Below are 13,844 nucleotides of genomic sequence, written 5' to 3'. Positions count from 1 at the left end.
AACGCCCTTTATGACTGAAAGAGCAGATTGCCGATGTCGCTTGTCATTTCGCTCATGATTTTTTTACGACTAAATCGCGCACAAAACACTTCTCTTGAAGACACTTCAAGTCGCAGTGAACTTAGCTTCGATATACAACCATCAACATCGTTTGGAGGAAACGTCGCAGCATTTGAAATATTTGTTTCGATGAACTTTCTTGTAAAACCTTGCACTCCGCAAATCATTGGTAACCCCGTTGCGGCGTACTCGAACACCTTGGACGGAATCACGCGGGATAAGTTTTCAAAGCTGTCCAAATGCAAAAACAGTACATCTGCGTCCTCGTAGTAATTACTAAGCTCTGCTCTGGGAACCGGAGGGTGAACCTCTACATTGTTAACTCTTTTTTTAAGTAACTCATTCGTGAGCTTTTTGGCATCACGGCCATCACCTACGACAGTGATTCGAACATTGGCCCTTTGCGCGAGTTCTGGAACAATTTTATGCAGCGCCTGGCATGTACCAAGGTTTCCCGCATAAACAATCCTCAACGGTCTATCACTCCTTTTTCTTAGACGCAAAGTTGAAAACCCGTCATCAATTCCATTTGTGAACTGCCGAATGCAATCGCTACTCACAAACGTTTCCAGATGTCTCGTAAACCCACCAGAAACCGCGTTAATTCTGTTGGCTCCCGAAAAAGCGTATTGTTCTAGCTTGCGAATGATGGGTAATAGCGGGATATGAACACACGGGTGAAACATGTGCTCCATGTTATCGGATAAAAGATCTCTGATATCCAAATAAAGTTTGGCAGCTTTCTTCTTTGCAATAACTCGTGCCAGTACCGATGTACCGAGCTTTGCGCTGGTTGCGTATACCAAGTCATACTCTTTATCGGAGATGAAACTCCTTATGTGAAAGGCGTACTTAGCAAATGAAAACAACTCTCCCATAAAACCAAATCCGACATCAGCAACATCAACCCGCGATATATTAACGTTGCTGGCAACACGGCTTTTTACTTCTGGCTTATAAGAAGCGTATCGAGATGGCGCGGTTGAGACGACATCAATTTCTATGTCCGGATAAAGATCGGCCAAATACCTCACTAGAGCAGCCGTTCGAAAGGAACATGCCGAAAGATCCGGTTCGTAAAAGTAACTCAAAATCAAAATGCGTTTGGGCTTCACTGTGGCACCAATATGGACTGATAGATTGCCGTTAACTTGTGCTCCTGTTCTTCCCAACACAGATTATCCCGGGCCAATAACGCATTTCGCCTATATCGCTCCAAGCGCTCATGGTCAAAAACTAACTGTTTAACCTGAGCTGCCAACCCCTCGGGAGTATTGCTTTGAATAAGGTCGCCAATTGAATATTTCTGCACAATTTTGCGAATTTCAGGAAAGTTTGATGCCAACACCGGAAGACCCGCTAAGGCATATTCAAACAACTTATTTGAGTCAGTAGAAAAGTGATTGAAACAAGTGTTATCAATCGGTTGAATACCAAGATCCGCAGACGCTGTGTACCTCGGGAGCTGGCTCAAAGGTACCGTAGGAATAATATGGACACGCGACTCTAGGTTCAACGATGAAATCTGACAATTCAGTTCATAAGTTAAGCGTCCACCACCAATTAGAACAAAGTACACATTCTCCACTAACCTGGCAGCATCAATCAGTTTTTCAAGACCTCTGCCAGACTGAAGTCCACCCTGATATAACACGATTGGCCAATCCCTTTCTGGCAAAGAGAGGTGCTCACGAATGCAATCTGAAGACTTCTCAGCTGTGGTGAGCCTTGGCCTGTTTTGCAGTACTACAGACTCTTTTACACCGTAGGCTCTGGCAAGGTACTTAGCTCTCATGTCTGTGGTTGTAATAACTGCTACCGCTTTTGGAAGCATACGAATCTTAATCCAGGCAACAAGCTTTCTAAAGCTCTTGTATCCTTCCCGACTGGTACTGATTTCATGAGCATCGTAAACAAGCGGAACCCGGCACAATATCGATGCCAACCATGCCGTAGGTAATACATTTACATCATGAGCATGAATCACATCTGGCTTGCTCTTTATCAGAGCATGACACAGAGCAGAATGTGTCCAACTTCGAGCTACCAGTCGCATCAGTTGATGTGACAGAGTGATGGGTTTCGGTTCTACCGGCTGAGACTTCTCACTCTCCTTGCGACGCTTTTTTCTTAGACCCCAGAAGGGACTGCGCGCGACACGCGTCACCGATATCCCTTCTTCACGCCGCTCCTTCTGTTGAGTTACGCCGGGAGTATGCAGTGCATGAACACAGACTTGATGACCTTCACTTTGTAAGGTTTGTGCTTCTTTTAGCACCCGCGCGTCATTCAGGAACTCGTTCCAGACAAGCATTGATATTCTCATATGCAATATTACTTAAATGTGTTGTAGAGACTTTCATATCGCCTGGCATTTTGATGCCAGGTACGATTGTTCATTACCCACGTCCTTGCGTTGCTCGCGATTCTTTCCAGCTCCTTTGGGTGCGATAGACCAAACTCAAGACATTTGGCTAATGAGTTGAGATCTACGGAAGTGCATACCAGCCCGGTAGACATATCATCCACCATTTCTGTGAGTGGTGGTAAGTCAGAGACAACAACAGGGATCTCCATTGACATCGCTTCCAATACTTTCATCGGCGGCACATAACGGCATACTTCATCGTCTGTTCTAGGGTAAGCACAGAGATCAAACTGAGCGTACCATGCTATTACTTCTTCATGAGCAACGCTGCCAACCATATGAACACAATCATGTTGCATCGCCATTGATGTAAGTTCACTTTCCATTGGCCCGCTTCCTACAATGACTAACTGAATATTGTGTCCCTTGTGACGTAAGCTAACCACCGCCTTTATCAATACATCTAAACCTTCATAAACGGTAAGTGAACCAATAAAACCTATAGTGAAACAGTGATTGTCCGGCAACTGACTTTTCGTAAGGTTCACACACGCTTGCTTCACTGTTGGAGAAAACTGCATGGTGTCCACTGCATTTGGTACCACATGTATTTTGTCGGACTCTATCCCCCAACTCGTAATCAGCGCTTTCATCGCATGGGAGAGCGTCACAACCTTATCAGCCAGTTCTAAGGCATAACGTTCCATTTTCGATTCGTAGTCATACTGTTCTGTAGTTTTGTAACCCGGTGTTTTGGCTTCCTGAGTCATATGCCAAAAACCTCTTGCTTCATAAACACTGTTGCAGCCCAGATCACGAGCCGCTTTAATTGCTGCCAGACCATTTAGATAGTTTGAGTGTCCATGAATCACCGATGCCTTTTTAGCCTTTGCTATCTCTGTCAGTTGCTGCGCATAACCGTTGATGTACTTCAAATCTGCCCCACGCTTATAAGGAAAACCACCTGCTGACAATCTGAAAAAGAGCGTGTTATCTACCATCTCAGATTCCACTTTTGGTAAGTCTTTATGCTTTCTCAAATCCCATGGGTACCCCGCTCGTGTTGCACAAACTACGGATACCTGGTGTGACTTCAACGCTGTTAACAAGGCAGTGGTACGATACCAATAGCCCGCCTTGTCATAGGGGGCAGAACTGTGCAGTGTCATCAGAACAGAACGATTAAAACTTAGCTTTGATTTCTCGGAGTTCAGTGGCAGCCATGTCTGTTTGCCGGCGTTGATCACCTCACTTTGAAACTTCAGTTTATCCAATAGAGTCTGACCGTTTTGGGTTTTAGGCGGATATGCCAAAAGGAGTTCATAGGCATCCGATACCCGACCATGCTTTAAGTAAACACAAGCAAGCCTATAAGAATGTTGTGGTAACAACCTTATTATGACCGGACACAATTCTCGATATTCAGACTCATACAGTCGAGAAATAGCCCCGGATATCAGCCGATTGCCAACGGTAACTGTGTTCCGCTTCAAGCTAACGATGTTTGAACTTAACATCCGTTACTTGTTCGATTCATCAAGCAATTGCGAGTAAACTGCGTCGACTCTGCGCGCGATGCTCTTCCAGTCACGTTCTTTCACTACCCAATCTCGGGCAGTGCTACCAAGCCTATGATTTAATTCGGGGTTATTAATCAGTAGCTCAAGCTTATCGGCTAAATCAGATGCATCATCTTTCTGGTGCAACAAACCCGTGACGCCGTCTTGAACTATTTCAGCAAGCGCTTCAACGTTCGACGACACCACTGTTTTCCCCATTGCCATTGCTTCAAACGGTTTAAGTGGTGAAACCATTTCACAAACGGGTAGGCCCTTTCTTGGAAGAGGACAGATATCGACAATCGAATAGTACTGCTCTACATCTTCATGAGGCACACGTCCCGTAAACACGACAGTCTCTTCTAGTTCAAGTCTGCTGACTAACGCTTTTGCGTCTTCCAACACCGCACCATCACCGACGATAAGAACAGAGAAGTTATGTACGCCACGGCCCTTGAGTATATTTGCTGCCTCAATGATGTATTCAACACCCTCGTATTGCACTACAGAACCGATAAATCCGATAATAACTTGGCCATCAAACCCTAGCTCATTTGCCAGTGCGTCATTTCGGTCTATAAGGACAAACCTTGAGGAATCCACGCCGTTTGGCAAAAGTGTTATCTTGTTTTCATCCACTCCTCTGGAAATCAGTTCATTTTTTAACGCTTTGGTTAAAGTAAACACTGCATCTGCTTCTTTCGCAGCCTGAGCCTCCAGATTCACCATCATGTTGAAGTATTCACTTCCTTCCCATGCAGGGTCTTTAGATATTCGGGTAATCTCCCATAACCCGCGAACTTCGTAGACGGATTTGATCCCTAAGCTTCGAGCAACACTGGTGGCAACGAGTCCATTCATATAGTTAGATGCTGCATGAATAATGGCAGGCTTTACATTCAAACACTGACTTTGAAGCTCTTGTGCATACTGAGAGATATACTCTTCCAAGGGTGTTTTGCCAAAAGCATGCAGCTTGTTATTTAAGGCATGATAAGTAATACCGTCTATAACGTTTTTTGGCACGTACGGTTCACTTTCAAAACCTGCACGGTCTTGTGGGTACCCTAACCGGGAAACACCATCAATACTCCAGCGTTTGTTTACAGAAGTAATCAATCCGTGTGACCTTGTTGCATACCCACCAGAGTTATACGGTAATCGGTTGTGCAACAGATAAAAAACCTTCAAACGTTCAGGCTGATAGTATGGGTAAATCGTTAGTTCACCAGCCTTCGTATATCCTCTCCTACTCAAGTTGTAGATAGAAGAGATGGATCTGTTCTTCATCCGCTCTAGATCCGTTTTGGGTGCTTTTGAGATAAGCTCCTGAGCGACAGATACGTGCCCCAGTGACAAGAAGAAGTCCGTAATTCTTCGCTTCCACTTACAATCCAGATCAAGCTTTGATAGCTCATTGGCACAATATAAATATAACGCAGAGTTTTTGTCACTACATGCGACAAAGGCCGCTTTCAAAATAGATTCACTTTTGCTCGCTAAGCACATAGCTTGAACTTGCTGCAAGCTTTCATCACCCTCACCAAACTCGCTGACAATATGACTAATTTGGCCAACAGTAATGTAATGCTGATACAACTCATCTGAGTGCTTCTCTTCTAAACGAATAACCAGTTCAAGAAACTCAGCATCCGTCATAACCTGCTTAGCCCTTTTCAGAAATACTGAGGTAAATCTGATGTCCTTTGCGTGGCTTTCAGCATAGGCCAGGCCGGTATTCACAGCCAGTGGCATATCAACATCTTTAAAAACGGTGAAGAACTTTCGTGATAGCCCTTTGTGCGCGCCCTTATTTCTTAATATAACAAAGTCCATCCACTTTTTAGCATTAGTGGCATCACATCGAGCCCCAAGTACCTTAAATACAGGGTTCGCGGCTGATAACTTGGGCTGTACGAAATCTAAACCTTCAATTTGCGAATACAGTTCCCTAGCCTTTATTACTTTTCCTGACCGCTTTAATCGGTTGGCATAAACAGAAATATATGCTGGGTCGAAAGTTTCATTTAATGCATACTCGCCATAGGTTAAAGCAGGTTCAGGATAAATATCTTTTCCTTGTTGAAATGCCGCTCTGGAGCAGGAGACCTGTCTTGCATGCGTGACATTTTTTTCGCACCAGAATATATAGTCACTTTCTGAGGATAGGTCGACATTAATATTTGGCAATGTTCTTTTTCGAATGCCAATTAATTCTAAAAACTTCATATAATAATTAAACTCTATACCGCATCAGAACATTCAATCTTCAAATCTGAAATGGATGCTGTATTCGCTCCACTCCAGATTCTAAAACCCACTCGTTTGACCCCTAATTTATTTTCCAAAGAGAATAAAAAGTTCTCACTGTTCGTTTTAGGTTTTATATATTTAAATGCGCATTTTAAGCTTTTTGAATATCCGAGACCGAAAGACCGAAGTGATTCCTCATCAATAATATCTGTATCGAAAGCGATAAGAATTGCAGGCTTGTTTTTCTCACTTATTGTTAAATCGTATAAACCAGAAACGGATAATGTTGAAGAGCTTGGTTCATCGAAGTCGTAGACCCACTTTATCTTTGAATCCAGATTAAAAGCAGACAAGCCTATACTGCTGTAAGGCTTCCGTTCAATCGGCTTCTCTACTTGTAAGCAAGCCTCGATCTCCTGTTTGAATCCATTGATATCGGAAATGGCTGAGTGCCCGTCATTCGAGTGAAACAAATGCGTTGTCAGGCTCGTACCATAACCACCAATACCTATCGTCATATCCATATACTTCTGATAGAAATTGAAGTAATGCTGATGTATATGGCTTTGGTCTTGGGTATTCTGTTTATAAATTATGTTTGGGAGGTAATTATTACGCTTCATTAGCTCTGAAATTGAAAAACGATACAAGCACTCTTTTGTTAGTTCTGCTCTTTCTGCACCAAAACTGTTCAAGAATCTATCTACTGCTATTTCGTTATAGTCCAGTACATTCGTTTGCGGATTATAGACAATCGCGGTAGAACCACGTAAGTAAGTAGAAGCTACAATTGAAGCAAATCCACCACCTGAAGATCCATAAAAAATAACCTTGTTAGGCTCAATACCAACTTTGATTAATATTCGCTTAATACATTTCTGAATATAGTTCTGCAGATCAAAGTCTGTTGTTCCCACATACCATGCCAGATTTAAATCATCGGTTGTGCCAACTAAAGGATCAGAAATAGAAATATACGAGTAACCCGTTTTTTCAGCCCAACTCCATCTGGAAAAATTGGGTTTGGTTAATTTATCCTTACTTGTTGCCCCATTAAAAAGAACAATCAGCTCTTTTGGCTTATCGTGAATTTTAGCCAGCACTGAAAGTGTGAAATCTTTCTCAAGACGAATATCATATTGAGTCGGCCTATCCTGACCAACAGGTAGATCTGAAAAGTGTTTTAGCTCAATTACCGGAAACATAAATTATTTTACCGGGAGCTCTATGTAGAGCTCCCTTACTATCCTATTTAGCAGTTCACAAAGTCGAGAGTGTTACGATGGGTAATTGTTCCATCTATAAACTCTCGATGTTTAACCAATACAGCAACAACATCGGCCTGAGCACTCGCAGTTTCCAGATCCACGAGCTTTACATTTTCCAAAGCAGAGAACTCTCCTGGTAAAACTTCAATATTGGGCTCGACCGCGAGGATGTTATAACCTTTAATCGCAAGTAACTTAGTGATGTCTAATGCCGGGCTTTCACGCAGGTCATCAATATCCGGTTTAAACGCCAGTCCCAGACAGGCAATAGTAGGCTTTTCAACGTCTTTAACCGCATCTTCAATTTTGCTTATCACCCACAGAGGTTTGCCATCGTTGGTTTTGCGTGCCTGATGAATCAGTTTCGCTTCTTCCGGGTTCTGATTGACAATAAACCACGGGTCAACAGCGATGCAGTGGCCACCCACACCTGCACCCGGTTGCAAAATGTTGACTCGAGGATGGAGGTTAGCCAACTCGATTAGTTCCCATACATCGATACCTTGCTTCTCACAGATAACAGACAGCTCGTTTGCAAAAGCAATCTGAACATCACGACTCGCATTCTCGGTTAGCTTAGCCATTTCAGCGGTTCGGGCTGTCGTGGCGATGCAGTTTCCTTTATGAACAAACGATTTATACACCGCAGTTGCCGCTTCTGTGCTCGCCTTATCTAAACCACCTATCACACGGTCATTTTCAACCAGCTCTCTGATTACGTGACCAGGTAACACGCGCTCCGGGCAGTGCGCTATAAGAATATCTGCGCACTCTCCTTCTCTCGTAGTTTGTGGAAATGTTAAGTCAGGACGAGCCTCCTGAAGCCATGCGGCCATTTTTTCGGTTGCACCCACCGGTGAAGTTGACTCAAGCACAACAAGGTTACCTTTCTCCAACTGAGGCGCTAATGCTTTAGAAGCCGCCTCGATGTATTTTAAGTCCGGTTCGTAGTTCTCGCCTTTGAATGGTGTCGGCACGGCCATAAGAAATGCATCCGCCTTTTCCGGAGATGTATGGGCAGTCAGATAGCCGTCTTTTACCGCTGTGTTTACCAGCTCTTCCAATCCAGGTTCAACAATATGAATTCTGCCCTGATTGATGGTGTCGACAGCATGTTGGTTAACGTCTACACCTTTCACTCTGATTTTGTTACTCGCAATAACTGCGGCTGTTGGCAAGCCGATATAGCCAAGACCGATAACGGAAATAGTTTCAAATTTCATGATTTTCTCTGTTTAACTGAATAGATTCCGAATGGCGTTACGCAACATTCAGGGAGTGATCGATAAACAACGACATTGAGGTGTCATTGCCAAGCACCGCTTGTAGAATTCGCTTTGCTGCCTGGCCATCACCATAAGGGTTGTTGGCATAGCTCATTACCTGATAAGTCATGTTGTTATCCAGCAAGTTCACTACTTCGTTAAATATCGTATCTTCACAAGTGCCAACTAGTTTGACTGTTCCAGCCTTTACTGCTGCCGGGCGCTCTGTCGTATCACGCATACACAACACAGGCTTGCCAAGTGAAGGGGCTTCTTCCTGAATACCTCCTGAGTCGGTTAAGATCAGATAACAACGTTTCATTAAGTAAACGAAAGGCAGGTAGTCTTGTGGCTCAATTAAGTGCACGTTATCAAGGTTGCTAAGATGACGCTTCACAGGCTCCTGGACGTTGGGATTAAGGTGAACGGGATAGACAATCTGAACATCATCCCGCTCTGCAAGCCTGCTCAGTGCTCTGCATATACGTTCAAAACCGTCCCCGTGATTTTCCCTACGATGACCCGTCACCAGAATAAGTTTCTTATCTCCTTCGATAAAATCGAACTTCTCCTGAAAATCAGCTTGTAGGCTTGGGCTGTTGTCTATGCGCTCAGAGACTTCGATTAGTGCGTCAATCACCGAATTTCCGGTAACAAAAATCTTGTCAGGCGCAGTGTTCTCTAGAATCAAGTTCTTTAGAGAGCTTGTTGTCGGTGTGTAATGCTGATCTGCAATACTTCCGGTTAGGCAACGCATGCCTTCTTCGGGCCAGGGAGAGTAAATATTTCCTGTACGAAGACCGGCTTCTACATGTCCCACCGCTACCTGATGGTAGTAGGCAGATAAGGTTGCAGCGAAAGAAGTTGCTGTATCGCCATGAACCAAAATTCGGTCAGGTTTAAAATCAGCGAACACAGGCTTCAAGCCTTCCAGGATTGCCGTAGTAACATCGGTCAGGTCCTGCCCTCTCTTCATGATATCCAGATCATATTCCGGCTTAATATCAAACAGGTCCAGTACCTGATCCAGCATTTCACGGTGTTGCCCCGTCACACAAACCCGGACCTGCACTTGCGGTGATTTTTGAAATTCATCGACAATGGGTGCCATTTTTATTGCTTCTGGTCTGGTACCAAAAACAACCAGTACTTTTTTCATATTCTCCCCTAACCTATTACGACTTAATCAATGATTAAAAAGGCTCATGCACTTCTGTTAACGAAGTACTGAGTTAAAAATTTCTTTATGAATTGAACAGTAAGTAAGCTCGAAAGCGTGATGAGGTTTACCTCAGCTCTTTCACCACCAGCGTAATAATTCTTCCAATCGCAAAAATCATGGTAATCAACATGGCAAACAGGCTTATGTTGTAAAAAACGTCCGGATATTTGTTCTCTTGAGGCTGTGTAGCAGACTCCACAACAACCAGATACTTGAGTTGGCGATAAGCTTCAATTCTCGATTTCTCCAGAGAAACCTGAGAAGCGGTATAGGCTTGCAATGCCAGCTCCATTTTCACTTTCAGATCGGTGAATTTAGCTAGAATCTCACTAACAGGTATCGAAGTGCCCGTTTCTGTCGAAAGTTTGCTGCGTTCTCGTTTTAACTGCGCCTTCAATGCGTTCAGTTCATTTTTTATACTCACAACTTGTGGCGCATTTCCGCTCATGATGTTATTGAGCCCTTTCAGTTGTGCCTCTTTTGCTGTAATTTCCCCTTCAAGCGTATAGGTAATTTGCTGCATCGCAGCACCCTCAGCCGTTGGGTCCAGCAAGTTATATTTCTGTTGAAAAGCCAATAATTTGCTCTGCGCAGACTCAAGGTTTTCTTCTACATTTTTGTGCTCATTTTTGATGAACTTAAGTTGCTCTTCTGCGAGTTGATGGCCTATCGAGTTAATAAACCACTCTGCTCTGTCGACGATGGTTTGGGTAAGTCGATGGGCAAAATCCGGTTCAAATGCCTGACTATTTATTTGTACAACCTGAGATTTAGCATCAATGTAAACATCGAGGTGATTCTGGTAGTACGCCAGAAACTCTTCTTTACTCTCATTGGCTTCCATGCGACTAAACATATCTATATCCCGATGACTGTAATGGCTGCGCAAATCAAGCTGATCATCCAAATAAGACAACATATCGTTGGAGTAGATATAGGCTTTAACCAACTCAGTGTCCGATACAGCGGTGCTGTTCACTCCAAGTCCACTCAACAATGCCATTGACTGGTCCATCGTCGCCATACCGTCGGGTTGTTGAACAATTACTTGAGCATGACTTTCATAGCGTTCCGTCGCCCAAAGCAACTGATACGCAGAGAAGCAAATACTTGGTACAACCGCGAGTGCGATAAATGGCGACCGTGAAACCATCTTTACGATTTTTAACTCTCTAGTTTTCTGCATTAATCGCTTAGCAAACATGTCTGGAGACCTTACTAATATCATTTTCTTTTTCTTTAATTTGAGCGTGCGAACGGCTGAGGACGCTCCCCGTTGCTGACTTCTTATTTGTTTTGGCATCGTGTTTTATCGGCTGATAGCCTGCTTCCAACTAACCTGATAACAAGCCAATGAGAAGAAAAGAGTAGCGAGTACACACATGACGAAATATGAGTCACTCACACCCTCACTACCGTAATAGGGGTAAGCGGCAAAACGTGTTAGCTCCACTGCGTGCAAGATTGGGTTCCATGTTAAGTAGTGCCAAAAATCTCTGGGAATATCCTGTAAGCTGAAAAATATGCCTGAGATAAAGAACATTGGACGTACCACTAACGTTCGGACTTTATCAACTTCAGGAACAAAGCTACTGGCTAAAGCAAATAGCATCCCCACGTTTGCGCCAAGCAATCCCACCCCAAGAAATATGGCAAATGCTGAGATTGGATCTTCCAATACAAACTCGAAACCCAAAAAATAGCTAATCACGACAATCACTATCGTCACGCAAATCTTGGTCAGCACTTCAAATACTGTAACTGCAATGACGGAACTAATAGGCTGTACCTGTCTAAACGCATACAGCGGTTTATTCCTTTTTATTGCGGCTGAAACAGACGTAACAACTCCGAGAAATGTTTGAACGTATAACATCCCATAAACCATAAAAAAGAAGGTCGGAATGCCATGTGTATCGCGTCCATCCACCATGCCTCGTAAGTATGAAAGCATGAAAATAAGCGCAACCGGTGAAATCACCGACCATGCAACGCCTAGCTTGTCATCGGATTTGCTCTTAATCTCGCGTAGGAAGATGGCAAGGATGACATCACTCCAGACTTGCAGATTTGTGCGCTTTGCTACTTTCGCCACTACAGGTACTCAATCCACTACAACGTTCGCAGCAATCGCGATCTGATACATTATTTGAGTAATATCTTTGACAGTCTGCATTGTCTTCACTTCTACCTTTGGTAAGACAAGAATTTGATCGCCAGGCTCTATTTCAGCATCACTATCAAACTCAACCAGTCCGTTGGCACGAATTAAACCTATACGCTGATCTTCAGCTCGCTCACTAAACCCGCCAGCCCATGCGATGTAATCATCAACTTCTGCTTTTTCGTTGAACACAACAGCCTGCGGCATTAACACTTCACCACCGACCTGAATAAGATCGGTCTTTCTTGGAATAACAATTTTATCGCCAGCTTCCAGAAGGATATTTGCAACCTTGCCATGCTCAGCAACAATGACTTTACCTAGTGGAGCGACTTTTCTGGCACGTTTAGTAAACTCCAAAACCAGCTCCGCCTCTCTGGCGCGGATAGAAGCCTCTCCATCTGATGATATTGGAGCAGTGAAAACACTTCTTTCCAGTCGATCAAGTGACTCCTCAATCATCTCTTTTTGCTTTTGTGCCACGCTCTTTCGAAGAATGTAAACCGAGCTAAAATTAGAGAGTTGTGGATCAACCGGGATATGGTTGAGGACATCATGTAAGCGCGTGTCGTTCTTTACCGTAAAGTACGATGGCCCCTGATAGCTTCCGGTGACATTAACATCGATAACCTGAGCATGAAGGTCGTCGTTGTATACGATTCTGTCGCCATCACGTAGCTCGAACTGCTCGAACTCTGATGCCGACATGTAACGAGAAAATGGCCCTTCAGAACGGTCGCCGATAACACCAACATGACTTACTTTCGCCAGCGGTCTGGCGTAAGCTGAGATTTGTTTACCGGTTGAGTTGCTGGTATCCAATTCAAAACGAAACGGATTTCTGACTCCTCCCGAAACGGTTACTGCAGCCCGTTGCGGTTGAACAAGGATGACGTCACCGTCTTTGAACGTAATATCACGCATTATGCCTTTGCGTACAAAGTCATAAAGGTCAACCCTGGCGATCGTTCTGCCCTCACGAACGATGGATATATCTCGGTAACTTCCCCTTTCTGGGTCAATACCGCCAGCACGTTTCAGATAATACAATACGCTGTCTGAGGCCATTCCCGCATACTGACCGGGCCTGATTACCGGACCACTAAGATATATACTGACCGGAGTTGCAGTAAGCAAATTCACATAGACATTAACGTTGTTGGTGTATACCTCTTTTATTTTTCGGGTTACCACATCATTAACCTGGCTTGCTGGCACATTCAGAACGGAGACAGGCCCGATTTCAGGAATAAATATGTTGCCCTGATTATCGACCGTAAGTACGTTCGAGAAGTTTACTGCTCCCCACATCCATATGTTTATCTTATCTCCGGCAGCAATCAGGTAGTTGTCGTTAAGACCATTAGCACGTTCGGTTTCGTAGCCCCCGGCAAAAAGATTCGCGCCATAAGGAGGGGCAAGATCTTCCCCTGAAGAAGGCAATAGATTTCGCACGTCTGTTTCCCCAGGTAAAAGTAGGTTTTCACGATTTACCTTGGTGTAACCAGCATTGCTTGGCGCCGTTTCTTCAACTTTGCTTTTGGTGTCAGGTTCAGTTGCGTCCATCTGCATCGCGTTTTGCGCGGCCAGATATTGAGTTGCGTCTATCGCGCTCACCTGAAAAGGGCAAATAGCCATTAGAGCTGGTGCGAACCATTTGGAATTATGTAACTTCATAGGAATCT

Annotated in this window: 10 protein-coding genes; all 10 read right to left on the bottom strand. The window is 44.0% G+C overall.

Going from position 1 to position 13,844, the window contains the following annotated elements; genetic code table 11:
* Positions 1–8: 8 nt before the first annotated feature.
* Positions 9–1,235: a glycosyltransferase family 4 protein gene (locus SNR28_RS03040; protein ID WP_375749550.1), complete on the bottom strand. Its 1,227-nt coding sequence runs from the start codon at positions 1,233–1,235 to the stop codon at positions 9–11.
* Complete coding sequence (locus tag SNR28_RS03035; RefSeq protein WP_375749549.1) at positions 1,172–2,374, bottom strand: glycosyltransferase; 1,203 nt, start codon at positions 2,372–2,374, stop codon at positions 1,172–1,174. The genes SNR28_RS03040 and SNR28_RS03035 overlap by 64 nt, the downstream gene beginning before the upstream one ends.
* Before the next feature lie 20 nt (positions 2,375–2,394).
* On the bottom strand, positions 2,395–3,741 hold the full coding sequence (locus SNR28_RS03030) for a glycosyltransferase family 4 protein (protein ID WP_375749548.1): 1,347 nt from the start codon (positions 3,739–3,741) through the stop codon (positions 2,395–2,397).
* A gap of 207 nt (positions 3,742–3,948) precedes the next feature.
* The gene (locus tag SNR28_RS03025; protein ID WP_375749547.1) at positions 3,949–6,216 is read right to left on the bottom strand and encodes a glycosyltransferase family 4 protein; all 2,268 of its coding nucleotides are present in this window, start codon (positions 6,214–6,216) and stop codon (positions 3,949–3,951) included.
* Between the two features lie 14 nt (positions 6,217–6,230).
* A complete protein-coding gene (locus SNR28_RS03020) occupies positions 6,231–7,445 on the bottom strand; it encodes a hypothetical protein (protein ID WP_375749546.1) in 1,215 nt (404 codons plus the stop codon).
* 47 nt (positions 7,446–7,492) lie between these two features.
* Positions 7,493–8,731, bottom strand: coding sequence for a UDP-N-acetyl-D-mannosamine dehydrogenase (wecC, locus tag SNR28_RS03015; protein WP_375749545.1), 1,239 nt, complete (start codon positions 8,729–8,731; stop codon positions 7,493–7,495).
* 37 nt (positions 8,732–8,768) lie between these two features.
* The gene (gene wecB, locus SNR28_RS03010) at positions 8,769–9,932 is read right to left on the bottom strand and encodes a non-hydrolyzing UDP-N-acetylglucosamine 2-epimerase (protein ID WP_375749544.1); all 1,164 of its coding nucleotides are present in this window, start codon (positions 9,930–9,932) and stop codon (positions 8,769–8,771) included.
* Between the two features lie 127 nt (positions 9,933–10,059).
* A complete protein-coding gene (locus tag SNR28_RS03005) occupies positions 10,060–11,223 on the bottom strand; it encodes a lipopolysaccharide biosynthesis protein (RefSeq protein WP_375749543.1) in 1,164 nt (387 codons plus the stop codon).
* 81 nt (positions 11,224–11,304) lie between these two features.
* Positions 11,305–12,090 carry an ABC transporter permease gene (locus SNR28_RS03000; RefSeq protein ID WP_375749542.1) on the bottom strand — a complete coding sequence of 262 codons (786 nt, stop codon included), beginning with the start codon at positions 12,088–12,090 and terminating at the stop codon, positions 11,305–11,307.
* 9 nt (positions 12,091–12,099) lie between these two features.
* Positions 12,100–13,836 (bottom strand): polysaccharide biosynthesis/export family protein, encoded by a 1,737-nt coding sequence (locus SNR28_RS02995; RefSeq protein WP_375749541.1) that lies wholly within the window; start codon positions 13,834–13,836, stop codon positions 12,100–12,102.
* Positions 13,837–13,844 lie beyond the last annotated feature (8 nt).

This window comes from Vibrio iocasae (assembly GCF_042245395.1).
GTDB lineage: Bacteria > Pseudomonadota > Gammaproteobacteria > Enterobacterales > Vibrionaceae > Vibrio > Vibrio iocasae.
The sequence above is the reverse complement of the archived record's forward strand: the minus strand, read 5'-3'. Positions and strand labels throughout refer to the sequence as shown.